Genomic DNA, 24,248 nt, shown 5'->3' with positions numbered 1-24,248 from the left:
CTGCCTTAATAACTGGCTCAACCCTAGAAGGTGGGGAAGAACCGTTTCCCTTTAGTCTTGAAAATATTGACACATGAATACCTCACTGAAATATCTTTGAGGTATTTATTGGTTTACCATACAACTTCGGTTGATACTGGTCCCGTGTCGTTGATGATCATCTCGTGTATGGCGTTAATGGCTGCTGCTAGTCCGTCTATCTTGTTCCCTGATTCGTCGTTCTCCTTGCTTATCATCAGGTTATCCAGATGGTCATATGAGGCGAAAGCATTCAGGCAGTTCCATTGGAATATGGGATTGTTGAACTTGATCGTTCCATCCAATATCCTCTTCTGAAATGCGTTGTTGGCGTTGCTGAGATTCCTACCTTGGTTCACAGGGTCCGTTGGTATCATCTCTTCTTCGAGTGCTTTGACGATCTCATCGGCTTTCCATTTGTCATATCCGACGACCTGAACATCATAGTCTTTATCAAGATCAATGATGAACTGGCTTATCTCTCCGTAATCGACTGACTTTGAATCTTGGGCAATCAGATGACCATCACGAACCCATTCGGGATATAGGGCGTTGCCGGATTCCTCGACGGTTGGCCGTGGAAGCCAATAGCGAGTGAAAACAACCAGTTCATCATCGCGTTCGAATACGACCGACACGGCCGACATATCGTTGACCTTCGAGAGGTCGATACCGATCCAGCAGGGTTGGCCCTTGAAATCCTCGATGTTGAGGGAGGGCTCATAGGCGGCTCTTACGTCCTGGGGGTTGAGCCACTGGCTCGAACTGGACAGCCAGGTATTGAGGTGGCGGGTGAAGAAGGCAGATCGGAAGCCGGGAACCTGCTTGGCTTCCTTGGCCTTGGACCGGAAGAAGTTATGGTCGATTGCGCTGTCCCATGAGGGGTTGGCCTTTCGCCATGTCGCCTCATCGAAGGGATTGTCGCCCTCATCCATGCGCCAGATACAGCCGAAGAACGTGTCGTCCTTGATCTTGCCCCTGAGAATGTCCTCGCATCGGCGATCCGTCTCGAAGCCGATGTTGGTCATGCTGTCGCCGGCGGTTGAGATAATCATGGTCAGCGGTTGGGATCGCTTGCCCATACCCGTTGTCATGACATCCCAGAGCTTGCGGTTGGGTTGCGCATGAAGCTCATCGAAGATCGCGACATGGACGTTCAGACCATCGAGGCGCTTCGCGTCACTGGATACGGCACGGAAGGAGCCTCGGCTGATCTGCTTGCTGCCATTGACCACCATGGGTTGCTCGACCAACAGCCTGAACGCCATCGGCCTGATGCCGAGGAACCTCATCAGCTTCTCGTGGTTCTGAGCGTGCTGGAGGGACTTGTTGAAGAGAATGGTGGCCTGCTGCTGTGAGGTCGCGCAGGCATAGATTTCTGGGCCGAACTCGTTGTCTCGGCTCATGAAGTAGAGCGGCATCCCGGAGACTTCGGTGGTCTTGCCGTTGCCGCGTGCCTTGGTGATGTAGGCGGTCAGGAACCTGCGAAGGTCCGTGTTGTCGCGCTTCCATCCCAAGATTTGGGACATCGACCAGACCTGATAGGGATCGAGGATGATGGGTGTTCCGCCCTTTGGCCCCTCAAGGTGGGTGAGGTGGGCCATGAGCTTTCGGTATTTGTCACCGGGCTCCGGGTCGTAGTGGAAGCCGAACCCGGGAGTACCGGCGCGTTCCAGATCATGAAGGCTGCGCTCACACGCGAGCTTGGTCAGTTCGCAGGTGATAACCCGTTCATCGAGAACGTCTTTGACGTATTGGTATTGGGCCTGCTGGGTTAGGTCTCCAGCATCAATGGCCTTGAAGCGAGACATTAAAGGTCATCGAAAGCCGAGAAATCCTCGTCCTTCTCGACGCCCTTGCTCAGTGCCTTCGCGTCGCTGGGAGTCAGACCAAACTTGCCCGCGTAGGAGATGATCCCGCTCTGGACGGTTCTCAGCATCGCGACGGCTGGGTGGGGGCGCTTCATGAGCCCTGCGCTGTAGATGATCCCCTCAGCATCTATGAGGGCTCTGAGGTCTTCCGCGTCTGTAATCAGCGTGACGAGTTGAACCAGAGCGGGTTCATGATCCGCTATGTAATGGGCTTGGCTGGTATAATGATTAAAAAGCTGTTCGCGCCTCTTGTTCGATTTAATACCTAGAGGATATTGTTTTTTCATATGGTTCTCCGACTTCGTTGTGTCGAAGATATTTATGTTTTGGAGTTTTTATCTTTTTGAAAACTGCTCTGTGATGAAGCCAGTTCCCCGTGCGCTCGTTCCTGGGCCTGCTCAACATTTGACAACGCATACCCCTGCGTCGTGCTGACATTGGATTCCAAGGATGAATCTTCCAACGTTGGAAGGTTTGGCTCTTAGGAGGTAAGGACCGTCACGCTGCTGGCTACGATGCGTCGGGCGTCCGTGGTCTTCTGGATCACGGCGCTCGTCACGTCACTGGTGATCTCTTTGGGTGTCTGAGCCGTGTCGATGCCTGAGAGGACTTCCGCGCTGACCGTGGCCGTCTGAGCATATCGGCCGAGTGTCGCTGCTCCACCGAACAGGCTATCAATGCCACTGACCGATCCCAATAGACCCGTTGATGTCGAGAGCAGTCCGGTCACTGATGTGCCGATCGTCGTCAGTGCTGCCGTGGGATTGCTCAGTAGGCTCTTGGCCTGCATGGCTGTATTGAATGCCGCTCCGATGGCACCCAGGCCCGTTCCCTGATTGCCCGTGACCACGTTGGTGATCTGACTGAATATGCTCTGGCGGGGTGAGGCCATCTTTCCCTGAGCATAGAAAGTCATTCGGATTTCAACGACTCCTTGTCGTCTCGCGTCTTCGCTAAAGGGACATTCAAGGATTGTGCCGAACCAGCTTCCCATTGTTGGGTGGACGAGTTCAACGAAATCCCCGGAGTTGTCGTTCATCAGGCTCATGAGGTCCGTTAAGTCCTGATAAGCATCGCTTCCCGTGATGGCGCTGAATGCCCTGCCCAGTAATCCACCATCATTGACGTTCAGGTATCCCTCGATCTCGAATATGGTTGGCTTCTGACCAAGTGTCTCGACCATTGGCTGTAGGCCGCCGGGATAGGTATGGAGAATGCGGTTCACGCCGTAGCTGGCTGTCGTGACGTGAGCGGCGTAGATGGTCGTTCCTGCTATCGTACATTCTTGCTTGGCCATAGGTTCTCCTTATTGCTTTGTTGTTGACCATATGTAGGAGAACGACTGGCTATCTCTGGCCTTCGTCACCGTGATGGATATATGGAGTTGTTTCGTTCCCTGTAGGGTACAGGATATGTCGATGGTGTCCGCGATCTTATCTTCGATCATCACCTGTAGGGCTTCTCTCACGAAGTCATTGGCTCTTGCCTCATAGGCAGCCTTATCCGTGACGGGGAGATACCAAAGCTGCCAGAGTCTTGATCCCGTCTGGCCCTGCTCATCGAGTGCGTCGTACCACCAGCCTTCCTTGTTGGCTGTCGTGGTCCATGAGCTTTGCGCTCTTCTGTTGGTGAAAAGTCGGAGGATCAGATATGATTCAAGGTCATTATCCGTGTCTATGTCCGTGACTTCGACGCCATTGATGATCTTGGTGGTCCATTTCCAGTCCACACATTGATTCGTATCATCCCAATATAATCCAATGTCTGCCATATCTGATCCCCTGGGTTATTCCGATGCCGTTGGGATCGTTGACTTGATCTGCGTATCCTCGACGCCTGCGGCTTTTACCGTGTCGATGATCGCATTCCATTCATCGGTTGTTGGTGCTCTGTTTTCCGAAAAGATCGCGATGATCTTCTCAACGAGTTGCCAGAAGACCGGTGCTTCCTGAACGACCAATCCCGCGAGGCTTGCGAGTTCCCCTAAGAGTGCTGGACTCATTTGTTTTCTCCTGTTGTTTTTCCAATGTTGTGGGTGGCTAGGTAGTCCGCTAATGCGGTGACTGCCTGGGTTGCCAATGCCACGGCTGTTGAGCCGAGACCGGTTCCGTCACGTTCTGCCGTATCGACTGTCACGAGTGCGTCGGATGCGTTCTTGTCCAGGGTCAGAAGGTCATTCTCGACCCTGGTATCCGGGGTTCCGAACGTGCCTTTCGTGTACTGGACAACCAGGCCGTGGGCTGTCGTGTAGGCAGCACTGATGGCGTAGGCTGACTGGCTCTGCTGGGTTGTTGAGCAAGCCGAGAGACCCAAAAGTCCGCCGAAGAATATCCCAATACTCGTTACGCCTATGATTGTTGCTTTTCTGAGAGACATGATTCTCCTTTCTTGTTGTTGTCGTGTATTTACAAGAAAACCCCCGACACTTTTGGTATCGGGGGTCGAACAACGAATAGGAAAACGGCCATAGGGCCATTCATATTTAGTTCGGTGGGCTGGTTGGTGAACCTTGTGCCGCGCTCGTGTGTGTATGACCCCTGAGCGACGTGCCGGCGGCCACGACATCCGTTTGAGCCGTCAGGGTGCCGCTGACCTGAACGTCACCGGTAATCTTGATCGTCTTATCATCGACTTCGAAGACAAGATCGGAGCCTATGGTGATCGTGACCTTCTGTTTTCCAGTTATCTGGATTGCGTCTTGGCTCAGGTAAATGCTTTGGCCCTGATTATCGTAGATTTGCGTCTCGCCAGCTTTCATGCCCGATGGATGATATCTCGGGTCATGGGTGGCGATGACGATCTTGTTGTCATTGCGGCCTGTGCTGGAAAGCGTATGGCCAAGGGCACCTGATAGCGGGGCTGATGCGAAGCCATATTGGCCTATGACATTCACCTCATGAAGCTCGCCGGTATTGCCGTAGGTCTGTGCCTGGATGGTATGAACCGCGCCCTTGGTGTTGGCATCTGTCGTGAACTGCGATGGTTTGGTGACATGAAGAACACGGGATTCCAATGTCGCAATGCGTTCTTGTAGGTTTGAGATCAGGCTATATAGGTCCATGGCGTCTCCCTTATTGGCGTGTGGAATAATAATCGGCGTTGGGGTTGATGACATTGGGTTCGACCGAGAATGCTTCTCGGGGCATCAAGGTCAGCGTGGTCGTTGAGCCCTGGTGTTCGGTCTGGGCCATCGTGTAGCCCGCCACTATCATTGTCATGCCGTCGATCCCGGTAAGTCGGTCTGTGACCGTGACCAGGGTATTCACGTCCCATAGGTTCTGGTTGAAGTCGTCGGTGAGGAATCCCGTCATCACCAGTGTCATGACCATGGAGCGCCCATAGTTTCGGTTCGCCTGCCACTGCGCGATGTTCTGCGCGAACTGGTGGTCTGGTGAGTCCAGGCTGTTGATGATGAGGAGCTTGCGTTCGCTGCCGACGAGATCGGGCTGGGGATCGGTGCCTACGCCGCGTGGGGCGGGGATCTGAGCCGATGAACCATATTGGTAGTTAGGCATCGCTATGACTTCGTAGGTCGCCATGCGCTGGCTGATATCGAGGGAGAACGAGGTGCCTTCGACCTGATTGATTGACGTGTCGATCGTGGTCACGGATGATCCGCTGGCTACGTCGGCAATGACCAGGGCACCCGCCACGCTGTCATAGAGGATTTTGCCATAGACACGGGCCGCGCGCTGTAGGATCGCGTATGGCGTTTCACCAGCGTTGAGGTTCATGGTCTGTAGCTGGGTGGTCTGATACGAGGTCGCGGCACTGGTTCCGCTCTTCATGTAGGTCTTGACGTTGAAGGGGCCGCAGACCTTGTTCGCGAGGTCCAAGATATCGCCGTACTGAACCACGTAGCCGGTAATGCCGCTCGAACAGTCGAAGAGGTCGCGGAGAGCGGATCGGCCTTGGATGACGATGCCATGCTGAGAGGGATCGGCGTTGACCGCTACATGCTCGATGATCCCGGTGAACATCAGTTTTTTCGCGACATAGAAGGTCGCCTTGTAGTTCGCATGGCAGGCTTCAAGGAGTTCCGGCACATTGGTTCCCGCGAGTGCCATGGTGATCGTGAAGTTGCCGGGTAGCTGCTCAAGGGAGCGATTGAACGCGAAGCTCGTGTAGTTATGGAGTTCTTTTCCGTTGACGTAGATGTGGAACGCATCGTCGCTTGGCCTAAATGCCTTTCCCGTTACGGTGATATCAGTGGAAGTCATTTACTCAATACCTCCACGATCAGAGGCATGAAGAGCGGCCTGATGGGGTTATTTCTGATGATGATCTCGTCTTCTCGCGTGCCATCTCCGTAGAGGATTTCGGCTATTACGCAGGGCGGCAATGATGTGCTGCTCGTGTAGGTCGTCAGGTCAGGCAGGCCATAGCCTCGTGTCTGAACGTCTTTCGAGATATCGGAGACCGCACCGTTGAAATACTCAAAGACGTCCACCTCGTCGTGATCGCCCGCATAGGTGATCTCAGCGAGGAAGAGGGGAAGAATGGAATCTCGAAAGGCCAGGGCATCAGTACTGGACTGCCATTCGACATTCGGTTCCGTCTGATAGATGGCGTCGAGGCAGATGCGTCGTGCCATCGCGAAGGTCGCATCGTCGGTCGTCGTGGTGATCGACTGTGTGTTGGCCTCATAACCATACTGGCCGATCAACTGCGCGAGTATGGAAACGTAAGTCGCGGGATCGGTGTATATCGCGGCTAGATTGGATATAACCTCCTGAAATGCCTGTGGTGCGTTGCTTATGCTCATATGGTCTCCGGCTTGTTGATAAAGTTCTTCGATGTCCTTCTGTTGGTAATCATCGACACGTTGTCGTTCATGGAATCTTCGCGGAAGATCGCGTGAGTCGAATAGAGGAGATAAGATTCCCAATAATCCATTTCAGTTAGATTCGCGCATAGATAGACGACTTGTCGTTCTACCTCTTGCTCTCGGCCGCCAATGTGTTGGAGCCATCGCTTGCCTGAACCGAAATAGTCCTGATATTTCGTCGGCTTGCCTTTTGGGCTCTTGATGGTCTTCTTGCCAATATACCAGAAGCCATCGAGGGACATTCGGTAAACGATTCCCCGTATGGCTTCTGTAGGCTCAAATGGCTTATTGTCATATATCCAGTTCATTCCGTATTTACTGGATATGGAAAACCCGGCTCATTGGCCGGGCAATCCGTTATTTCTTGTCTCGAAGTTCTTGTGCCCACTGACGGCAGAACACTATGAGGTCGGTAGCCGCGTCATTAAGCGCGACAGTCGATTTCTTCACTTTCATATCCCAAAGGCTATGATCGAGTGACGTGGGCTTCTTGATATCGTCTTCATCGAGGGGAGCCATGCCCATAGCTTGACGGACTTCATCAACGGAGATCCTGCCGCTTTCCAGGCCAACGGCTATTGCCTCAATCTCGCTGGGCTGTAGGGGTTCTGGATCAGGGGTCGATACTGTTTTGGGTTTATCGTCAAGGGCATCACTGACTACCACCTTGAGTTCAACGGGCATCGTGTATGCGCGAAGTGCTTTATTTTTCTTGCTGTTATATCGGATGCCTTCTGCTTCCGATGGAGTGATATAGAACGAACCTCTTTTGATTCTGCTATTGATGTTCCTTTTTAGGTCCATCCAACGCTTCTCATATCCGCCTGTAGCGGTTGCTATCATCAGATCAAGGTATTCATCTAGGTTTGGATTTAGGTTTGTCATTGTACTCTCTCTCGCTCTTAAATGACTTTTTGATTCGCGGTAATGTTTCCGCATTTCTATTTATTAATAAGAGAGAAAATAAGTCGATTTACGATAACCATTTGAGCATTTGATTAGGAGAAAGAATGGCAAAACAAGTTTATGACCATAAATGGAGAAAGCTGTCTGAGACGATCCGACATATGACGCCTTACTGTGAAGACTGCCGTGACGAAGGCGTTATCACGACAGCCGAGGATATGAGGCTTGATGTCGATCACATCATTCCCATCGAAGTCGATCCATCGTTGAAATATGATACGTCGAACCTGCGTGTTCGCTGTATCCGTCATCACTCAATCAAAACTGTCCGTGAGAACTCCCACTGCCTGGATTCCAATCTCAGGAAGCCAAAGCAATGGTGGATGAGTGATGAATGGGATAGCGATGAAGAGCAAGAAGCCCCGGTTTAAGGCCGGGGCTTTCTCATTTCCTTCCTTTTCCGATTTCCTTTTCTCGGATTTCGGCAATCTGATTTGCTCTCTTGGTCCACCATTCAAGCTCACCGAGATTCATATGGTAAGCTGAACAGGGATCATTCTCGTTTACGTGCGGCCATTCAAAAAATAGGATCAGTTCTCTGATGTTGTATCGGAGTTGATCGAGATAGTCGCTCGTTATCGTATGAGCATTCAGGTTGCCAAAAAATCGTCGATGGCCTTTATCACTGCTCCTGGCATGATCGCTAGATCAAGAGGGGAAAGGCCCGTTACCGTTTGGTATAGGAAATCGTTGGCCTCTGCTGTGCCCGTCGGAGTGCCGTCATTCTTGCCAAGTGCGACTTTGATCTCTGAATAGTTGGGCTTGCGAACGGTGATCTTCTTGTGTCCAGAGATGGCTGGTGAAAGATCAATCTCTAATGTTTCGTCGGTCTTAATGGTCATTTTTGCCATATCGTTCTCCTGAATGTCTTCGTTATTCGTTCGATGGATTTGTCCATCGTCATATTTATGAGGATCAGGAGATTGATGGCTCAGGGGAGGGGCGCTGCGCGAGCCCCTGAGAGCGTCGCTAGCAGCTTCTCAGGCCGCTTGCGTAAGCAGCACGCTGCCCGCGCGTAACCGCGCTGTACGGGCTTCTACGGCTCTCTATGGGGCAGGCCCAGCTTCTCGCATACCCACAATCCGAACCAGAGGAACGGCGTGAAGAGAATAATCACGAGCCAACCGAGCAGCGAGAGCAATGCTGTGACGATCGGCCAGAGGATAAAGAATCCGATAAGCAATAATACAATAAGGGTAATCATGTAAGCTCCTTGTGCTTGTGTTTCCTCTTGTTATTGTCTGCACTTGTGCCTGAGCAAGAAGTATTTTGGTCGTGCTTCATAAATATATAGCACGGCTGATGGCAAACATAACATGAGGGCTGCTCAGAGCATTGGGCTCAATCCATCAGTCGTGCTTATCGAGGCACGAAGTGGAAACAAGCAAAACGGGCATTCAGCTTATCACCCATTATGAAGGGTGTTCTCTTTCTTCCTATCCTGATGTTGGTGGCATTTGGACGATTGGCTATGGGACGACAGGACCGGACATCAAAGAAGGAATGACGATCACGCAGAACGACGCTCTGTCATTGCTTTCCAATGATCTCAAGGCATTCGAGAATATGTTGAACAAGCGTCTTGCCAATCCCATAAAGCAAAATGAGTTCGATGCTCTTATGAGCTTTCTCTATAACGTGGGTCCAGGTGGTAGATCGAAAGACGGCCTATTCGAGTTGAAATCGGGTCGGCCATCATCACTCTGGTCATATGTCGTTGGAGGTCAGATGACGCTTGCCGCATCTCAGTTCCAACTTTGGAATAGGGTCGGCGGCGTGATCGTTCACGGACTGTCTCTGCGTCGTCATAGTGAGGCAATGCTCTTCTCGACCAACCGGTTAGTATTTTAATCCCGTATAGAGAAGAAGCGATAAAAGTCCGATCAGGAATAGGTGTCGTATCGAGAATGCTAGAAGGATCGAGATATAGATGACACGAAGTATGGGCCAGAAGTGTCCCTTGATCCATATCCATAAGCTGATGATGAAGTTTGTATCCGTGGTCATGATGGCTCCTTAAACGACGGTAGATGGAAGAGCCTGATGAACACGGGGCGGAGGAATGTTCATGCCGCCTCCGCTCTTTGCTCGTGCCTTAACTCGGTCGTCACTGACGTTGACGTTTAATGTATGGTTGAAATCCTGTGCTTGTGTCGCGCCCGCTATCTGCGTGCCTGCTACGCGGGCTTGTGTCTGTGCCTGATTGTTATTGGCGTCTGCTAATCTGCTGTTCGAGTTGGTTGCCTGAGCAAGAATCTGTGTGTTCTGCTTGGTTGCTGCCAACTGGTCATTGATTGCCGTGATATATTTCGTTGGATCGGTTCCGAAGCCATCACGACTGGAAACACCTGTGCTGAGGTATTTGCTTGCTCCGCCAGCACCTGAGTTATGGGCAAGACCCAAGATGCCAAGGCGCTGTTCAGCGGACATTCCCGCGAAGGTCGATGAATGACCCATGAGGTATTTCTGGTTGTCCATCGTGTAGCGGGCGAAATATCGCTCCTGCATGGCTGGGTTTGCCAGGAAGGCGTCACGGGTCGGTGTGGCTTCTCCCAGGTCTTTCGCGGCCTGCGCTATGGCGGTCATCGACATCTGGTATTTGCCGTTATAGGCGTTGTTGAAGCCGCCGACTGTCCCGTAGGCATTGCGTCGGCGGCCTGTCTCGATCCCAGCGACACCCGCTGACATGGCATCCCATTGCTGCCTGCTGTAGCCGCCTGATGCCGCTATCGAATACGCGCTGCCATTGTTGACCGGCGAACTGGCGGCTGAGGTGGTGGCCAGACCAAGAGCGCGACCCACGCGGGTATTCCTGATCGAGGTGATTGCGCCCTTCACCTTGTCCCAATGCTGGTAGAGTTCATATGCCGCGACCCCAAGGGCACCGACTGCCGCGATGGCAATGCCGATAGGTGAGGCGATGGCCGCAATACTCGTTCCGATAGCACCGAACACCTCAACCAGTGTTCCGGCTCCCGCAAGTGTCTTCAGGGCTGATGCGAACTGTAGGGCAGGGCCTATGGCACCGATGAAGAAGCCTGCGATCTTGAGACCCATGATCCCGATGATGATGCCTTTGACGCCTCCGAGGGCATTGATGACACTCGTTGCGCCATGAACAACGCCGGGCCAGTCGATGCTCGCAATCCAACGTGCGAAGTTCGCTATGCCGTTGCTAATGTCGGTAATCATCTGATTGGCTTGGGGTGAAGTCGCGATCCATGTTGCGAACTTATCGACCATCGGAGCCAGAACAGGAGCCAGGCGTGATGCGATGGCATCACCGAAGCCACGGACAGCCAGGCCAACGCCTTGAAAGGATTGTGCCAGTTGTGCGCCTGCCTGGGTGTTGATTTCGTTGGTGCGGAGAAGAAGAGCGGATCGCTTCTGTAGGTCGTCATAGACCTGACTGACCTGTTTGCCCTGGGCCTGTGCCTGCGCGATCATACCCATCATCGCGGGATCAACGCCCGCATCACCAAGGCGGGCTCTCGCTGTCGCTGCCGACATACCGCGCTGCGCCATATCCGTCTGAGTGCGTTGTAGGGCTGTCTTGATCCACTGGTCCGTTGACATGCCTACGTTGAGGCCCATGGCGGTTATTGCGGCCTGTTGGTTCCCCGATGCTGTTCCAATGCGGTAGGATCGTTGGACGTTCTGAACTGCCTCTGTCGTGCTGCCGAAGGCATCGCCCAGGCCAGTGAGGCGACCCATGCCGGAAAGGGTTCTGATCCGATTTCCCGCGATACCGAGTTTGCCCGATAGGTTCTCGACCTGCTGGCTCATGTCAGCGAAGCCCTTAATCATGTCGGCCACGCCCGCGACGGAACTCAAGCCGACCAGTCCAGCCATGTGCTTGCCGGCGGTCTCCAGCTTACCCGCGAGGTTGGCAACGCCTTTGCCCATCGCGGTGATACCGGTGTTCTTGCCAAGCTGCTTCAACTGGTTCTGAAGGCCACGCATAGGTGCTTGAGCGGCCTTCAACTGTGTGTTGAAGCCCTTGAGGGATTGGGTCGCGCCTTTGAGATCGAGACCGACCGATAATCGGTATGAGCCAGTTGTTGCCATTAATAAGCCTCTGAATGTGATTCGTTAATGGTATTTACAAAACAAAGAGCCCCAGCCTTTCGGCTGGGGCGTAGTTAATAAAGGAGTTTTGAGTAAAAATTACTCAGTGTTATTTATACCTCGATGATGCTGAGGCATGAGATTTCTAGGTCTGCGGTTCCATCCTTCGGATTGATACGAATAGCATCTCCGAACAAGCATCCGCTTGCTGTAACGAGAATACCGTCTCGTGTGGTAAAGGTGACAACCGCGTCAGTAAAACCTGCGAAGAAACTGGGGTTGATCCCTAATCCTGTGTATCGAATGGAAGTACTAATCGTGCCTGGGGTTGGCTCAAACGATGTGACGTTCTCGACACCTTGTAGAGCACGCAAATACTCTTTTTTGTTGATGGGAATGGAATAGGTGAGTTCCGCATCTTCTGGGATACTTAATGCGATACCATTAATCGCGAATGATGAAATACCAACTGCTTTTGACATAAATGTCTCCTTATATTATCTGCTGAAAACGAGTGAAATATTGATCTGACGGAGAACGCCAGCTACCGTTGCTGGGTAATAGGCTGCGATGATGCCTGGGCTCTGGATTTCAACACTGACGTTCGCGTTAAATGTGTCTTGATCCTGACAATATAGGGCCGTCACATAATCGGAATACGATGCAATGAGTTCTGCCTTGATGGTGTTCGGATTAACGGCATTCGAGCCAGGAACAATCTGCGTGGTGTTCGAAACGAGCTTCTTCGAGTTTGCTCCAAAGAACTTGCTGTTAAGTCTCGCCTGTAGATCGATACGGATATAAGAGAGGATATTGAGAACTTCGATATCCTGATAGGAATCGTCTGCTGTGCCTTCTGCGTTCTTCTGATAGGTCATACGAGGACGCTCAAGATAGACGTTCCCGTAGGTGTCTTGCTTGGTGATGCCTATGCCTGCGTTGAAGATCGCTGTTCTGTCTGCGATCGCGAATGTGCTGGTCTGTGGAGCCAAGGCGGCGTTAAGGGTGATGCCCTGGATCGGTAGAGCAGGATCGGCACTGGCCTTCTGAGCTACCACCGCACCAACGGCTGCTGCCTGTTCCGCTATGGTGTCCGTTGAGCCAGGAGCGAAGGCTGTGATGCTCGAATAGGCCGAGTTCACCGTGCCGCCGAGGGTTACGAGGTTCGCAACAGTATCCGAGGCCGCTGTAACGTGGATGCCATCAAGACCGCTATTGTATGACCAACGCGACTGGAAGAAGGTATCGAAGGCACTGATTGCTGCGGCTGTGTTGAATGGCGAGATGATGAGGTTCGCTGGAATGTCACCAAGACTCGTTAGAGCAGCGGTGATGTCCGTGGCTTCACTGGATGCGGCATTTACGAGATAGACGGTCGTGATGGGATCAACAGCACGATATCTCGTATAGGCTTTTGCGAGGTCAGAGGTCGCGCCATATACGCTTTGAACACCTGATGTCGTACTCGCCAGGACAGGTGTATTGGTTGTCCCTTGTGACGCGGTTGCGATGATAACAACCGTGTAGGTCTGCGTGCTGGTCGATGATCCTGCGCTAGAAACGGTAATCCATGTTCCCGGTATTGGAAAACTAAGTGGTATATTGGTTGAAATGGACATGAAGATATATCTCCTAAAAAATACAAACAAAGAGAGTTAGCTAAACTTTGTTTGGTATTTAGCGGAGATGGATAAAGTAACGGCTATTATTGGCTTGCCGTTACCTGTTTCGTATCTTCATTTGATCTGGATGCTGGGGAATGGTCCGGGGTTCCCGCTTATCGTCATTGTCGTGTTGATTGATGTGAGGTCTGGTAGGTCATCATCTTGATAGATATCGTCGTCGCTGATGACGAATGTGATATCGAAGTCGAAGTGATAGACCGCGCGGCTGTTCGAACTATCAAGGCTCGATACCATTGATCCGCCGCTATAGGACATCGGATAGCCGTTTGATCGTTCAGGGCAGATGTCCCAGCCCATCAAGCATCCCTTCAAATCTGCTCTTGCGAGATCGAAGGCATCGCTGGCTGCTTGGTATCCGGTGTCATCGGTTGTCATGTCGAGAACAACGACCACCTGATAGGTTGTTGTCTCGTAGGCCATATAACCCGGCATATTCTCGTTTTCAGATGCCGTAGTCATTGGAACCCATACACCTGCGAATGGCATATCAGTCTGATTGATGGTCTGCTGGTTCATCATACGGTTGATATCCGCGATACCAGAGACCTTTTTGAAGTATTTTGTCTTGTCTCGTATTCTCTTAATCACATCGACTGTTCTGGGTATTGGTGCTGTCATGGCTTCTCCATTTTGAGTTGTAGGATGGCTTCAAGTCGTTTTTCGATTTCGGGGCGCATTTGATCGAGGACGGTCGAGAGATAGGGACGGGGAGCAACGACTGATCCATTGTTCAGAGTTGCTCCTGCTTCCAGGGCGGTCGCGTATCTCGCGGTGTCGATGATCGTCACCTTGTTGTTTTTGACCTGGACCCGGATGAGCTTGGCGAGGTTCCCGGTCCAGCTTGCTGGCGCTTGGCCTGGCTGGCTCGCTTTATGAGGGCTCTTGCTCGCCTGGGCTCGGATGAGGGCCTGCGTCTTCTTCTTGACCTCGTTACCGATCAGGCGAAGCTCTTTCTTCAGAGCGTCCTTGTTCAGGATAAGCTGGCCGGGATCACTGAGTTGGAATCTGATCGTCGGCATCAGGGAGCGCCCGTCTGCTTCGACAGGTGGCACGTCAGGTATCTGTTTTCCTGTTCGACGGCCATTTGCCTGACCACCTGATAATAGACCGTGATGACCGACCTATCGGGCTGGCGGACCTGCTGGGAGACGTAGGTGAAGGCGTTGAGGTCGGAGCGGTAGCGGGTTCTGAGGATCGACGTGAAATCCCTCATGTTCTCTTGGACGCCATTGACGACAGGGAAGGGGTTTACGTCGAAGAGTTCGCCATACTCGTATCTGGGGTTGGTCAACTGCTTGGTGTTGCCACGGCCATCTTCTGTCTCGGCCTGTTCCCAATCCCAAAATGTGAGCTTTTGTAGGAACTTACCCTCATCAATGATGCTGCTTGTCATACGCGCACCCCGAACGAGAAGCGTTGATGAAGATCCAACAGGGAGTCGATGAAGCTGTTCGTGAGGCCGATCTCGTCAGCGCCACGGTTCTTATAAAAACGTTTCGTCATTTCCCGTATCGCGAGCGTCAGGTTGGCGGGGATGCTGGATGCGTCTGGTGCGATCCCGCCGATATAGCTGATGACCATGTGGCTATGGGTGCGGTACAGGTCGTTCAGGTTGTAGTTGAACGACATTTGGATACGGGCAGGGTCGGTCGTGATATCAGCGAAGAAATCGACGCCCTCGGTCAGTGGGAGGTCAGTGCCGCCCCACATGGCTGCCGTAACGCCTGTGATGCTCTGTGCGCCGGTTGGTAGGTTGATCCACTGGCCCTGGTTCGTGCCGAAGCCGAAGACCCCTGTGCCGCTGCTGAGGAACGAACGGAAGAAGTAGTCGTCTTGGGCCATCTCGCCTTTGGCGATGACCCATGTGATGGGCGTATAGACGAGAAAGTCACCTATGCGGTCCTGTACGTAATCCTGAGCCGTCTGTGCCAGGGCTTGGATCAAGGTCGCTTGCGAGGGGTCGAGGACCGCGCAATAGTCCATCAAGTCATCAACATCTATGACTAGGGGAGGCTTGGTTCCTTTTAGGTTGGATATCATCGCATTCCCCTTATTTGGTTATCTTGTCGGGGATGGATTCGTAGGCATCCAAGACGACGGCATAGTTATTTTCAACGAGTTTGGTACCAACTTGAGATCGAACGAGGTATATTCGACCCTCTTCGTATTTTTTACCGTAAGGTTTAATCATTTTTATTTTCATATAATGGCCTCTTGAATGCGGTTTACCAATATATTTATTTCGGAATCTGGAGTTGTCCCCTGGTTCCGATTTCCATTGTCACCGCTGCCGGCGCTTGATAAGCATGAAAGCGCCTGCCGAGATTCACGTGAGGAGGCAGGCATCCGCAGTGCCACATTGGGCTGCGAACGCGAATACTTGCTCATTTGAGGAGTTTGTATCTTGTTACCTACAGTAATGACTGATCTTTTGGCTGACCTTGATCATAATATCAAAGGGTTAGTTAGGTCTATACCGAGAGCTGACCTTCGGAACGAGGGTATATTGGCAGGTGACGCTATTTTTTATATGGTCGCAGCGTCTTTTATCTCTGGCCAATATAGTGGGATGACGAAAATCGTTCCTGTGGATGGTCCTGGTGGACCAACTGTCGCTACAACACAGGGGCCGCCCGGATTGTGGTCGCTGACGTCGGTTCAGGACGCTTGGTCTCAATGGCGAAATACCGATGGACCTCATAGGCCGGGTGCTTATGATACACAAGCAGATCAGCTTGCTGCGATTAGCCCTCAGCTTCCAATAGCTGTTTGGCGTAGCCTCGGCGCTGCGTGTGCTTCTCTGTTATAATCGTAGCATCATGGTTAAAGGGATGTGATTACCAGTCACATCCCTTTAACAAATTTGTCCGCAAATGATCCAGCTTCCCGGCGACAATCATTTGCTCTCGAGAGACACCACGGCATAGCCATGACTGTCTGAATATATTTATTTATTCAACACATGAGCAAACTTGTTCTCGATTAGTCCGGATCTTTCGGCATCATCTCTGATTTCCAATAGATAGTTTACGAACAAGTTGTCAGTGTCATACGGACTTACCAAGTTCTGTTCTTTCATTTTTTTGATAAGATCAGGATCATCAATGGTTAGTGTGATTGTTTCTTTTGATTCTATTTTCATATTAATCTCCTTTGGTTTAACTTATTTTATTTAGTTCGGTAGTTAAATGGTCCAGAGACTGTCGTGGTATATCGTTCTGCTACCTCTAGTGCGATCCTGACCTTATCGGAAACAGGTATGTCCAACTCTTGAGTCGATGCCAGTGATCCAAGTGCAAACTGATATCCCGATCCCACGGATGCGAATGGGTCCACAGTCTTCGATACTTGAAAATCGCTCGATATTTCGTAGAGTTGACCCTTATAGCCGACTAAGAACTGAACGCCTGCATCTGCGTCTTTTTCACTTGCGGGTGTAAAACCATGTGTTGATAAAGTGTGTCTCACTGCTGGCACAAAACTCATAACCATAAAGGCCATGTCTGTCTGACTTGAGAGTTGTTCCGGGATTACTAAATGGTATTCGAGTATCTGGCCCATTCGAAATGAGGTCGTATATCCGATAATCATTGGACCATTGATGAAGGCTTTTGATTCCACGTATATAGTCTTCGAATGTCCATTGGAGCCTAGTGAATCGGCTCCAATGATAACCTTGTCATTTTCCATGTATCCTACAATGCACGTCATAATGTCCTTTCTTATTCGGGTTTCTTGAGGTATTTAGTTCATAATCAAGTTATTGTTTTGTGATCTCCCAGCCATTCCTTTCTAGGGTTGGCGCTATAGAGTTATGTTTCGCCATTATTCGTTCCATGGAATGATGGATCATGTATGAATAAATACTTCTCATATTGTTTGTTAAAAGGTCTTTATATCCTACTTTTTCTATCAGAGAGTTTATGTTTTCGCCAAGATAAGATTTTATGGCATGTCTGCACTTTATCGTATTATTCCGACTCACGTTGAGTTTTTCTAAAGCGATATATATATTTCCAACAGAACCGATAAAATCAATCAGGGCTTTTTCTCTGTACTCGTATCCTACTTGGTGTTCCTGAGTTTTTTCATAACAAGCAATGGCGTCGTCGCTCAATCTTCTCAATATTTCATTGACAGAAGCAAACTCATCAACATCAAGACTTCTCTTGGATATCTCTTCAGTTCTATCGGAGGCTCGTTTGGCCCACATCGCTGCGATACAAGCGACTATTACTGCTAAGAATGAGGCCGAAGCTGACGCCCAATCGGCGATTGTTCCGTTCACTTCGGCGTTTTGTGTCAGCATATAGTTTCGTAGACGTAGACCTTCGATTACAACCAGCGTGACGAGGCTAATATTCTGAACGTATCGCTCTAACTTCGGCTGCGTCATGATGTATATGTATTCCTAATCTAATGACAACCTTCTCGAATGCGGATTAATGATCGTATATATCTAACCATAACGCAAGCAACCTAGACGCTTTATGCTCTCTAGGCTAAGTCAATAAGATGAAGTGCGGAGAGCATGAAAGTGTCAAGGTCACGTATTAGGACATGGTTCAGTCGCATAGCGTCGTTTATGAAATATCCGATTTTTGTCGGTACGTTTTTGATATTCGTCATGATTTTCGCGACTTTCGTCGATACATTCGGCATCGACAAGGTTGCTAAGTTTACGACTATATTCACATCCATGATCCCAGGGATCATGTTATTCCTTGTTGCGCGTCAGCAGTTCTTTATAGCAAGGGAACAGAAGGAAATAGCACGGGAGCAAAAGGAGATCGCTAGGGGAAAGTTTAGACTCGATCTTTTTGAAAAAAGGCACGATGTATATAATGTTTTCGTAGATTTTTTTGCTTACTGCCATGACCTCAGTCTGAAAGTCGACGATTATACAAAAATTACTACTGATGAAGAGTTTGATATTTTATATAATTATCCTGGGTCTGAAGTTATCGATGAAATAACGGACCGTGGCGCTAATAATATAGGACTTGTAAGGGATTGCCTGGATGGTTCAAAAAACAAATGTGAGATTGCTCTGAATAAAATGATTTTTTTGTATGACGAATCTATTAGCCATAAGATGGGTGAATTCGCTAGGGACGTCTATGACCTGGGATATGACATTCACAACTATATGGGACAGGAAATCCTAAATTGGCGCGCCTGCTATGTATTTGGTGACGATTATGTGGCGGCGAGTACATTGGAACTTGAAAAGAAGAAAAGCGAGTTATCAAAAAGGCTAAAAGGAGAAATAACGAGTGAGATGATGCCGTTTCTTCATATTTCATATTCGGATGTCTCCTGATGTCGTCTTGTTGTATGGGCCTCTCTTCCGCCCCTTCATCTTTGCCGCTCTCGCTGCTTTGCGTTCCGGGCTCCATGTTGCCTTCGGCTTTCCTTTGCAACTTTCGCCAATGGATTTCTTGTGTTCGTTGCTCTTCGGCTTTTTGAGTTTTGCCTTTGCCTCGTCGGTCTTCTTCTCACCGGCGCGAAGTCTGTTGTTCACTTTGCTGTTCTGGCTTGTGTAGAGGCCGGCTGTTTCGATGGTCATTGCTGCGCCTGTTCGTGCAAAGCCGGGTTTCCATGTCAAACAGATATCGACCTTAAACATTGGCCGGTCTGTCTTACCGAGCAGGTAAGCGTCATGTTGTCTGGTGAGTCTGGTCAGTGCTGACTTCTTGCGTGCAAACATTTCGAGGTATTGTTCTTCTGTGATCTGGAAGTCTATGCCTTTTGCGAGTTGGCGTTCTCTGGACTTTGTGTAACGTCCTATCAAATATGCCTTGATGTCTTCGTTCATGATGCGTCTCCTTTGTTCGGAGTCCATGACAGAAAGAACATCAAAGAATCGTCACCATTCTCATGAGCCTCTACTGTGTCTCGCAAACGACAATATCTCTGTATGAGAGCGTCTATATCGTAGTGATGTTTTCTGGATTCATCTAATGTTGAAAATTTGACAGTGTAGTATTCCTCGCAATCGACCGCACGGCGCATATTTGCTTCGTGAGGGCCACCGGTCCATATCTCGTCGAATGTTATGAAATCGTCATATATGGTCGAAGTGCCGCATTCGTCGTGATGCTTGAGTGCGAAGTCCTGTAATGCTTTGCGGGCTTCATCCCGCTTGTTATAAAATTCTATGACATTAGACATGGTGGAGTCTTTCAAAATAGGAAAAGCCGACCAACTAGCTGGAAGACCCCACCACAGGACCAGCTAATCAATCGGCTTTTCATATGTTTATTTATTGGGAAGCATATCTTGGTGGGGTCTGCTTCTTCTTGTATTTCTATTTATAATCTGAGGCGTCTTCGCGTCATTATTTTAATAGAGTAACACAAAAAGACATCTTCATTCATTCTGGATATATCACTGGAATATGGAAATCCGTACCGGATCATTTTCAGATTTTAATAGAGTAGAACAATATACTTTAAGGAAGCGTGAGCTTTATTTTAATAGAGTAGCATCATATATACTATAGTATATAGTATACCACCCCATCAAAACAAAACTCACAAATCGCAAACGGCTTGGTGCCACTTCGCATTCGCTATCGCTCATGCTCGTGGCTCCATCCGAGTGCTTGAGCTATCGCTCATAACCACCGGGTGCTTCGCACGACGCTAGCGCGTCCTGTCTGCCGCAGGCATCCAGTACGCTTGCGGCGCAGCCGCATACCTCTTGGCCGCAGGCGCGTAGGGAGGCCGGGCGCCCTCTGCAACGCCCTCAGAAGCCCGCTGAGACGGTCAAGCTGTATCCGGCAGCGTGTGTGCTGCCCCGAGCACTAATCCAGCACACGGGGCTCTCAGGGGTTCTGTGGGCGTCGTTGCGTCAGGTCACAGCTTACCGACCGAGACGGCTAGCGATCTCCGAGGACATCTTGATCAGGATATCATCGAACTCGCCAGCTTCCGCGCTCTCCCGGACTTTCTCGTAGAAGCCGATCAGAGTGTCGTAGCCCTGACCAACCTTGAACGTCTTGCCCTTGGTCATGCCCGGCAGATCAATGGTCCTAGCGCCATAGCGGATATCGGTCGTGATGTTTCCCGCAAAGTCCGTCTTGAACCAAAGGCGTGAAGCCTTCTTGCCCGTCTGTAGGTCTTTGCCGTCACGGAGAGTTTCAGCGGCATCGATTTGCTTATCGATGGCTGCGATGAAAGCGTCACGCGGGCTCTTCTGAACGCCCGTCTTCTTTGCGACGATCTCCACGTCTTTGAGGAACGAAAACTTAGTTGGTGCTCTTCCCATGACATCTACCTTTGCTCGATGACAAGTTGTCGTCCCTTTTCATCATTAACAGGTTTCTAGAACGATGAAAGCCCGTGACAAGTTGTCACGGGCCTTTGTTCAGTCGTCACGTCTCAGTTTGGAAAACCTCTCTTTGGCGTCGAGAAGTCGGCCACGTTCCTCTATCAAGGGCTTTTCATACCTTCTAAGGTAGTCCTCAACGATACTGATCATAGTCCTATTCAGGATCTCTTTTTCACTTTCTCCCGAGCCAGTAAGCTCATATTCGCTTCTTCTGACCATCACCGGCATATGAAGAGTTGCCTCTATCTCGCCTTCTCGCGGCTCCCGGAAGAATGAACGCTCATCTGGAGTCATTTCATCCCAGATGCCTTGGGCATCTTCGAGAGCCGTTTCGTGCTTGCGAACAAGAGCCTTTTCGTCTCTCACTCGCTTTGCATGACCAGCAGAGGTCTTGGCCGCTGTACTTCGTTTGCGACGGCCTTCCGCGCGTTTCTTGTTAGCGAAAAACGCCACTGCTTCTGACGTCTTCTTAAAGTACGCCTCCGCTTCGCCGGAAAGATCGGGGTATGACCTTTGGTCCTGATACCGATCTCGTTTGCTCTGCTCGTACGTGTCTTTCTCGACAGTCATCTGCTTCGCGGTGAGGACGCCGAGGTTAACGAGCGCATCCCACGTCACTGTATGCTTCTCGATAGAACGGAGCGCATGCAGGCAGTTATGGACAGGAGCGAGGGCAGCAACGCTGCCCTCGTCCTCCGTGGCATACGGATTGCCCATTAGACAGCTTCCTCCGGAGTCGCCTCCGCTGCCTCGGGACCTCCCTCTAGTACCGTTAGTGGAGGCTGCTTTTTCTCCTCTGGGAGACGAGCATTTGTGGCCTCGACAGCTTTGAGAGCCATAGACATCGCCTGAGACAACTCCCCGAGGATGCGAAACTCTCCCTCGACCTTCATGCCGTAAACCACTACGAGCGTGTCTGATGTCAGAGACCCAATCGGCTTCGCAGGCAAGGTTTTGGCCTTACTTTGTAGGGCATCTGCACGTTTGATCTTACGATCTGTGAGAGAAGGATTATTGATATCCCTCTCGGCCTTTCTGATCCCTACAAGACCTTTCGGATAAGCCTTGTCGTTGCTATCGGTCTCCTTGAAATCACGGATGAAGCCAGCCGCCTTTTTGACCTCGACGTTATTTCGGTCGAGGTATGCAAGTACCGCCGCATTCTTGTCCTGGCTCGGATTCCGAATGAACTTGGGATATTTCCCAATCACCGGAAGGTTGATCGTTTTGTCGCCATCGAAACGACCGAAATACATTCGGATCACGGGAAGCCATTTGTTTTGACCTTCGGTCGGCGCGGCAAGCCCATGAGTAGCGTAAAGCATGTTACGATCTCCGCTCGACATCTCGAACAGCTTGCGTCCAAGCGCATAAGCATTCGCAATCTGGTTAATCAACCGATCACGTGCTCGTTCTTCTTCTGCGTAGCAGAGAGCCGCAAACTCTTTGCCTTTGAGGTAAAGAGTTTTGGTCTCTTCATCGAGCGTGAGATTTGACAGTGTCAGGATGGCATTGAGGCTACCGAGTGCCCTATCCGCCTCAGTCGTGACGTTTTCCTTGGACACAACAATGGTATCCGCGTGCGGGGTTACTTTAGCCATTACGGCCTCCTTGCTTATATGTAGAAATACTTGGCTTCTACCAAGATCAGACGTTGTTTCGTCCTGATGAGATTGTAGATGACATAGTATCCGGTCATTAAAAAGAGTTTTTTACTTGCATTCCACTGGTTTAAAGAAATGCTCATTGGAGAGAAAATGGCGGTTTTCTACCAAAAAACCGGCTGAAAGTTTTTTGCTTTGCTAGGTGGTTTAACAAAGCAAAAGGGTCGATATGGCGCTGTAACGCCCTGAGAGCGTCGCTCGCTGGAGGTCGGCACACTCGGCAAGCTGGGATGCTGGAAACAAAAAAGCCCAGCGAGTGAAGCTCGCTGGGCTTGGGGTGCAGGCGGTTTGGGTCTGGGGATTATTCTTTAATCGTAAACTCTATCTGGGGGTCGCGGTTCGAACCCTTGGAAAAGTCTATGGCCGTCGAAGCCGGACGGAGTTTATCTGCGTGCTGTTCAACGGCTCGATGTGCGTACCATTCTTCGATCATCTTCACGCTGGTGCCTGCGTTGCGCGCGATGAGATGAATATCCGCTCCCTCATTTAGCATACGGGTGATGTAGTAATGACGGAACGAGTATGAGGTGCGTCGATGTCCTCTATAATCGGTCCGCAGACCGCATTCTGTAAGGGCCTCGACAAGCTGCTCATTGAACGTCTTCACATGATCGCCGTCGGCCTGCCGCCACACCAACGATGTCTTTTCCATGGGAAGGCCGCGAGCTACCTGTAAGAGGTAGAGCGTATTGAGAAAGAACGCGACGTTATGCCACGGCACCAGCGTTCGACCTTCTTTTCCTTTACCGTAAACCTGTATGCCAAACTCATCGGGAGACCGCTCTCCAGGGTCAAGGAAGTTAATCCCTTTGAAATCCCCCCAGCGCAGTCGCTGGCATTCGGTAGGTCGCATACCTGAGCCACGCATTGTCTCCACATAGGTGAAGAGCATATGAGCGTCGTAGTGTCTCTTTTGGTCGCCGTTTGATCTCGTGACGTTGCTGATTAAATGATTAATCAGGGTCGTCATCTCGTCTTCTGTGAAACTCGGACGGGCGTTGATCGAGACCTTCGTTTTTTCGAAGTCTGGTATGCGATTGATGTATCCTTCGTTGAGGCAGAACTTGAGAAACTTTCGAAGAACGACCTCTTCTGAATGTCGGGTGGATTCTGATGGGATTTTGCGGGTAGGGGGGCGGCGGATCAGTTTGCCGTCTCGCTCATACTCCACGTATTTGATGTCGCGACCCGGACCGTCAATCCAGTAGGTCTCACGCCATCTCTGGAACTTTGGGATTGTCCGACTCGTGATCGACTCGGGTTTATCCTCACCCCAGAAGCCAACGATATATCGGGTCAGAGCCGTCTTCTCTGGATTTGTGAGCTTGCCGACCGCTATCCAATCGTCTGCGATTCCGCTGACGATTTTGGTCTTAACTGCCAGACCCTGCTCGGCGCGTATCAGACACTCGTGATAGTACCGAGAGGCAAGCGCATAGGCTTGATGGTAGTCGTCTGTGCCCAGGCTTTTGCGTTGCTGGCCTTGGCCTTTGATGGAGAACCGGACGAGCCAGTTTTTCGTGTTCGATTGCTGATAAAGTGTGAAGGGCTGTTTAGGTTGCCCTGTTAACGGTCGCCCGTCTTTGCTGCTACTTTGCTTCGCCACGCTTAACCCCTTGATCTAACTGAGCCCGAAGCGCACTAAAAACTGCTTTGCTAGGGCTTTGTTAAACGTGCTGCCAGTCCAGAAAAAGGACAACCGCCAGCTATATCAACTGGTTAGCTACGTTTTGCATCTGGGGGAGGGGGTTTGTGAGCTATTAAAAGTCGAATGCTCTACCGACTGAGCTACCGGCTCACCGGGACCGCTTGG

The 24,248-nt window shown here is 50.7% G+C and carries 30 protein-coding genes; 3 read left to right on the top strand and 27 right to left on the bottom strand.

The window, feature by feature from the left end; all coding sequences use genetic code 11:
• Window positions 1-113 precede the first annotated feature (113 nt).
• From HLH25_RS03630 to HLH25_RS03580, 11 genes are all read right to left on the bottom strand, one after another.
• The gene (locus tag HLH25_RS03630) at window positions 114-1,829 is read right to left on the bottom strand and encodes a terminase large subunit (protein WP_182972776.1); all 1,716 of its coding nucleotides are present in this window, start codon (window positions 1,827-1,829) and stop codon (window positions 114-116) included.
• Entirely contained in the window at window positions 1,829-2,176 is a 348-nt protein-coding gene (locus HLH25_RS03625) for a P27 family phage terminase small subunit (RefSeq protein ID WP_182972775.1), read from the bottom strand. The genes HLH25_RS03630 and HLH25_RS03625 overlap by 1 nt, the downstream gene beginning before the upstream one ends.
• A gap of 194 nt (window positions 2,177-2,370) precedes the next feature.
• Window positions 2,371-3,186 (bottom strand): DNA circularization N-terminal domain-containing protein, encoded by an 816-nt coding sequence (locus HLH25_RS03620; RefSeq protein ID WP_182972774.1) that lies wholly within the window; start codon window positions 3,184-3,186, stop codon window positions 2,371-2,373.
• A 9-nt stretch (window positions 3,187-3,195) separates the two neighbouring features.
• Window positions 3,196-3,660, bottom strand: a complete 465-nt coding sequence (locus HLH25_RS03615) for a phage GP46 family protein (protein ID WP_182972773.1) — start codon at window positions 3,658-3,660, stop codon at window positions 3,196-3,198.
• Window positions 3,661-3,675: 15 nt separating this feature from the next.
• The gene (locus HLH25_RS03610; RefSeq protein WP_182972772.1) at window positions 3,676-3,891 is read right to left on the bottom strand and encodes a hypothetical protein; all 216 of its coding nucleotides are present in this window, start codon (window positions 3,889-3,891) and stop codon (window positions 3,676-3,678) included.
• A complete protein-coding gene (locus HLH25_RS03605) occupies window positions 3,888-4,265 on the bottom strand; it encodes a hypothetical protein (RefSeq protein WP_182972771.1) in 378 nt (125 codons plus the stop codon). Before HLH25_RS03605 ends, HLH25_RS03610 begins: the two co-directional genes overlap by 4 nt.
• A 106-nt stretch (window positions 4,266-4,371) precedes the next feature.
• Entirely contained in the window at window positions 4,372-4,950 is a 579-nt protein-coding gene (locus HLH25_RS03600; RefSeq protein ID WP_182972770.1) for a phage baseplate assembly protein V, read from the bottom strand.
• 10 nt (window positions 4,951-4,960) lie between these two features.
• Entirely contained in the window at window positions 4,961-6,109 is a 1,149-nt protein-coding gene (locus HLH25_RS03595) for a phage baseplate assembly protein (protein ID WP_182972769.1), read from the bottom strand.
• Complete coding sequence (locus tag HLH25_RS03590; protein ID WP_182972768.1) at window positions 6,106-6,654, bottom strand: hypothetical protein; 549 nt, start codon at window positions 6,652-6,654, stop codon at window positions 6,106-6,108. The genes HLH25_RS03595 and HLH25_RS03590 overlap by 4 nt, the downstream gene beginning before the upstream one ends.
• Window positions 6,651-7,025, bottom strand: coding sequence for a GIY-YIG nuclease family protein (locus tag HLH25_RS03585; RefSeq protein WP_220791669.1), 375 nt, complete (start codon window positions 7,023-7,025; stop codon window positions 6,651-6,653). The genes HLH25_RS03590 and HLH25_RS03585 overlap by 4 nt, the downstream gene beginning before the upstream one ends.
• A 49-nt stretch (window positions 7,026-7,074) precedes the next feature.
• A complete protein-coding gene (locus HLH25_RS03580; RefSeq protein ID WP_182972766.1) occupies window positions 7,075-7,602 on the bottom strand; it encodes a hypothetical protein in 528 nt (175 codons plus the stop codon).
• 125 nt (window positions 7,603-7,727) lie between these two features.
• Here HLH25_RS03580 and HLH25_RS03575 point away from each other — a divergent pair, with 125 nt between their 5' ends.
• A complete protein-coding gene (locus tag HLH25_RS03575) occupies window positions 7,728-8,054 on the top strand; it encodes an HNH endonuclease (protein ID WP_182972765.1) in 327 nt (108 codons plus the stop codon).
• 219 nt (window positions 8,055-8,273) lie between these two features.
• On the opposite strand, the gene HLH25_RS03570 is transcribed toward HLH25_RS03575, so the two are convergent.
• Both HLH25_RS03570 and HLH25_RS03565 read right to left on the bottom strand, forming a co-directional pair.
• A complete protein-coding gene (locus HLH25_RS03570; protein WP_182972764.1) occupies window positions 8,274-8,534 on the bottom strand; it encodes a hypothetical protein in 261 nt (86 codons plus the stop codon).
• 185 nt (window positions 8,535-8,719) lie between these two features.
• Entirely contained in the window at window positions 8,720-8,887 is a 168-nt protein-coding gene (locus tag HLH25_RS03565; protein ID WP_182972763.1) for a hypothetical protein, read from the bottom strand.
• A 170-nt stretch (window positions 8,888-9,057) separates the two neighbouring features.
• Here HLH25_RS03565 and HLH25_RS03560 point away from each other — a divergent pair, with 170 nt between their 5' ends.
• On the top strand, window positions 9,058-9,534 hold the full coding sequence (locus HLH25_RS03560; RefSeq protein ID WP_182972762.1) for a lysozyme: 477 nt from the start codon (window positions 9,058-9,060) through the stop codon (window positions 9,532-9,534).
• 165 nt (window positions 9,535-9,699) lie between these two features.
• Here the strand turns inward: HLH25_RS03560 and HLH25_RS03555 are convergent, their stop codons facing one another.
• The 9 genes from HLH25_RS03555 to HLH25_RS03515 form a co-directional block, all read right to left on the bottom strand.
• On the bottom strand, window positions 9,700-11,751 hold the full coding sequence (locus tag HLH25_RS03555) for a hypothetical protein (protein ID WP_182972761.1): 2,052 nt from the start codon (window positions 11,749-11,751) through the stop codon (window positions 9,700-9,702).
• 113 nt (window positions 11,752-11,864) lie between these two features.
• On the bottom strand, window positions 11,865-12,233 hold the full coding sequence (locus HLH25_RS03550; RefSeq protein ID WP_182972760.1) for a phage tail tube protein: 369 nt from the start codon (window positions 12,231-12,233) through the stop codon (window positions 11,865-11,867).
• A 15-nt stretch (window positions 12,234-12,248) separates the two neighbouring features.
• Window positions 12,249-13,370, bottom strand: a complete 1,122-nt coding sequence (locus HLH25_RS03545; protein WP_182972759.1) for a hypothetical protein — start codon at window positions 13,368-13,370, stop codon at window positions 12,249-12,251.
• Window positions 13,371-13,487: 117 nt separating this feature from the next.
• The gene (locus tag HLH25_RS03540) at window positions 13,488-14,054 is read right to left on the bottom strand and encodes a phage tail terminator protein (protein ID WP_182972758.1); all 567 of its coding nucleotides are present in this window, start codon (window positions 14,052-14,054) and stop codon (window positions 13,488-13,490) included.
• Window positions 14,051-14,455: a hypothetical protein gene (locus tag HLH25_RS03535; RefSeq protein ID WP_182972757.1), complete on the bottom strand. Its 405-nt coding sequence runs from the start codon at window positions 14,453-14,455 to the stop codon at window positions 14,051-14,053. The genes HLH25_RS03540 and HLH25_RS03535 overlap by 4 nt, the downstream gene beginning before the upstream one ends.
• Window positions 14,455-14,829 (bottom strand): hypothetical protein, encoded by a 375-nt coding sequence (locus HLH25_RS03530; protein ID WP_182972756.1) that lies wholly within the window; start codon window positions 14,827-14,829, stop codon window positions 14,455-14,457. Before HLH25_RS03530 ends, HLH25_RS03535 begins: the two co-directional genes overlap by 1 nt.
• On the bottom strand, window positions 14,826-15,419 hold the full coding sequence (locus HLH25_RS03525; protein ID WP_182972755.1) for a phage gp6-like head-tail connector protein: 594 nt from the start codon (window positions 15,417-15,419) through the stop codon (window positions 14,826-14,828). Before HLH25_RS03525 ends, HLH25_RS03530 begins: the two co-directional genes overlap by 4 nt.
• Window positions 15,420-16,604: 1,185 nt before the next feature.
• A complete protein-coding gene (locus HLH25_RS03520) occupies window positions 16,605-17,147 on the bottom strand; it encodes an Ntn hydrolase family protein (protein ID WP_220791668.1) in 543 nt (180 codons plus the stop codon).
• A gap of 49 nt (window positions 17,148-17,196) precedes the next feature.
• Entirely contained in the window at window positions 17,197-17,832 is a 636-nt protein-coding gene (locus HLH25_RS03515) for a hypothetical protein (RefSeq protein ID WP_182972753.1), read from the bottom strand.
• 189 nt (window positions 17,833-18,021) lie between these two features.
• Between HLH25_RS03515 and HLH25_RS03510 the strand changes: the two genes are divergently transcribed.
• Entirely contained in the window at window positions 18,022-18,759 is a 738-nt protein-coding gene (locus HLH25_RS03510) for a hypothetical protein (protein WP_182972752.1), read from the top strand.
• Here the strand turns inward: HLH25_RS03510 and HLH25_RS03505 are convergent.
• The 5 genes from HLH25_RS03505 to HLH25_RS20625 all read right to left on the bottom strand — a co-directional run bounded on the left by HLH25_RS03505 (window position 18,739) and on the right by HLH25_RS20625 (window position 24,041).
• Complete coding sequence (locus HLH25_RS03505; RefSeq protein WP_182972751.1) at window positions 18,739-19,254, bottom strand: hypothetical protein; 516 nt, start codon at window positions 19,252-19,254, stop codon at window positions 18,739-18,741. The genes HLH25_RS03510 and HLH25_RS03505 overlap by 21 nt on opposite strands.
• 1,049 nt (window positions 19,255-20,303) lie before the next feature.
• Window positions 20,304-20,708 (bottom strand): hypothetical protein, encoded by a 405-nt coding sequence (locus HLH25_RS03500; protein ID WP_182972750.1) that lies wholly within the window; start codon window positions 20,706-20,708, stop codon window positions 20,304-20,306.
• Window positions 20,709-20,807: 99 nt separating this feature from the next.
• The gene (locus tag HLH25_RS03495) at window positions 20,808-21,488 is read right to left on the bottom strand and encodes a hypothetical protein (protein ID WP_182972749.1); all 681 of its coding nucleotides are present in this window, start codon (window positions 21,486-21,488) and stop codon (window positions 20,808-20,810) included.
• A complete protein-coding gene (locus tag HLH25_RS03490) occupies window positions 21,488-22,372 on the bottom strand; it encodes a hypothetical protein (protein ID WP_182972748.1) in 885 nt (294 codons plus the stop codon). The genes HLH25_RS03495 and HLH25_RS03490 overlap by 1 nt, the downstream gene beginning before the upstream one ends.
• Before the next feature lie 364 nt (window positions 22,373-22,736).
• Window positions 22,737-24,041 carry a tyrosine-type recombinase/integrase gene (locus tag HLH25_RS20625; protein WP_182972747.1) on the bottom strand — a complete coding sequence of 435 codons (1,305 nt, stop codon included), beginning with the start codon at window positions 24,039-24,041 and terminating at the stop codon, window positions 22,737-22,739.
• Window positions 24,042-24,248 lie beyond the last annotated feature (207 nt).

Source organism: Gluconacetobacter dulcium (assembly GCF_014174165.1).
GTDB classification, from domain to species: Bacteria; Pseudomonadota; Alphaproteobacteria; order Acetobacterales; family Acetobacteraceae; genus Gluconacetobacter; species Gluconacetobacter dulcium.
The sequence above is the reverse complement of the archived record's forward strand: the minus strand, read 5'-3'. Positions and strand labels throughout refer to the sequence as shown.

Bases quoted from the DNA above. Each gene is read 5' to 3' on its own strand.
- HLH25_RS03555 (WP_182972761.1), bottom strand. From the start codon at position 11,751: ATGGCAACAACTGGCTCATACCGATTATCGGTCGGTCTCGATCTCAAA.
- HLH25_RS03515 (WP_182972753.1), bottom strand. From the start codon at position 17,832: ATGACGCAGCCGAAGTTAGAGCGATACGTTCAGAATATTAGCCTCGTC.
- HLH25_RS03580 (WP_182972766.1), bottom strand. From the start codon at position 7,602: ATGACAAACCTAAATCCAAACCTAGATGAATACCTTGATCTGATGATA.
- HLH25_RS03615 (WP_182972773.1), bottom strand. From the start codon at position 3,660: ATGGCAGACATTGGATTATATTGGGATGATACGAATCAATGTGTGGAC.
- HLH25_RS03575 (WP_182972765.1), top strand. From the start codon at position 7,728: ATGGCAAAACAAGTTTATGACCATAAATGGAGAAAGCTGTCTGAGACG.
- HLH25_RS03595 (WP_182972769.1), bottom strand. From the start codon at position 6,109: ATGACTTCCACTGATATCACCGTAACGGGAAAGGCATTTAGGCCAAGC.
- HLH25_RS03530 (WP_182972756.1), bottom strand. From the start codon at position 14,829: ATGACAAGCAGCATCATTGATGAGGGTAAGTTCCTACAAAAGCTCACA.
- HLH25_RS03540 (WP_182972758.1), bottom strand. From the start codon at position 14,054: ATGACAGCACCAATACCCAGAACAGTCGATGTGATTAAGAGAATACGA.
- HLH25_RS03525 (WP_182972755.1), bottom strand. From the start codon at position 15,419: ATGGACTATTGCGCGGTCCTCGACCCCTCGCAAGCGACCTTGATCCAA.
- HLH25_RS03490 (WP_182972748.1), bottom strand. From the start codon at position 22,372: ATGGCTAAAGTAACCCCGCACGCGGATACCATTGTTGTGTCCAAGGAA.
- HLH25_RS03500 (WP_182972750.1), bottom strand. From the start codon at position 20,708: ATGGGAAGAGCACCAACTAAGTTTTCGTTCCTCAAAGACGTGGAGATC.
- HLH25_RS03600 (WP_182972770.1), bottom strand. From the start codon at position 4,950: ATGGACCTATATAGCCTGATCTCAAACCTACAAGAACGCATTGCGACA.
- HLH25_RS03590 (WP_182972768.1), bottom strand. From the start codon at position 6,654: ATGAGCATAAGCAACGCACCACAGGCATTTCAGGAGGTTATATCCAAT.
- HLH25_RS03610 (WP_182972772.1), bottom strand. From the start codon at position 3,891: ATGAGTCCAGCACTCTTAGGGGAACTCGCAAGCCTCGCGGGATTGGTC.
- HLH25_RS03570 (WP_182972764.1), bottom strand. From the start codon at position 8,534: ATGGCAAAAATGACCATTAAGACCGACGAAACATTAGAGATTGATCTT.
- HLH25_RS03605 (WP_182972771.1), bottom strand. From the start codon at position 4,265: ATGTCTCTCAGAAAAGCAACAATCATAGGCGTAACGAGTATTGGGATA.
- HLH25_RS03510 (WP_182972752.1), top strand. From the start codon at position 18,022: ATGAAATATCCGATTTTTGTCGGTACGTTTTTGATATTCGTCATGATT.
- HLH25_RS03495 (WP_182972749.1), bottom strand. From the start codon at position 21,488: ATGGGCAATCCGTATGCCACGGAGGACGAGGGCAGCGTTGCTGCCCTC.
- HLH25_RS03520 (WP_220791668.1), bottom strand. From the start codon at position 17,147: ATGACGTGCATTGTAGGATACATGGAAAATGACAAGGTTATCATTGGA.
- HLH25_RS03545 (WP_182972759.1), bottom strand. From the start codon at position 13,370: ATGTCCATTTCAACCAATATACCACTTAGTTTTCCAATACCGGGAACA.
- HLH25_RS03630 (WP_182972776.1), bottom strand. From the start codon at position 1,829: ATGTCTCGCTTCAAGGCCATTGATGCTGGAGACCTAACCCAGCAGGCC.
- HLH25_RS03505 (WP_182972751.1), bottom strand. From the start codon at position 19,254: ATGAACGAAGACATCAAGGCATATTTGATAGGACGTTACACAAAGTCC.
- HLH25_RS03565 (WP_182972763.1), bottom strand. From the start codon at position 8,887: ATGATTACCCTTATTGTATTATTGCTTATCGGATTCTTTATCCTCTGG.
- HLH25_RS03620 (WP_182972774.1), bottom strand. From the start codon at position 3,186: ATGGCCAAGCAAGAATGTACGATAGCAGGAACGACCATCTACGCCGCT.
- HLH25_RS03550 (WP_182972760.1), bottom strand. From the start codon at position 12,233: ATGTCAAAAGCAGTTGGTATTTCATCATTCGCGATTAATGGTATCGCA.
- HLH25_RS03535 (WP_182972757.1), bottom strand. From the start codon at position 14,455: ATGCCGACGATCAGATTCCAACTCAGTGATCCCGGCCAGCTTATCCTG.
- HLH25_RS03585 (WP_220791669.1), bottom strand. From the start codon at position 7,025: ATGAACTGGATATATGACAATAAGCCATTTGAGCCTACAGAAGCCATA.
- HLH25_RS03625 (WP_182972775.1), bottom strand. From the start codon at position 2,176: ATGAAAAAACAATATCCTCTAGGTATTAAATCGAACAAGAGGCGCGAA.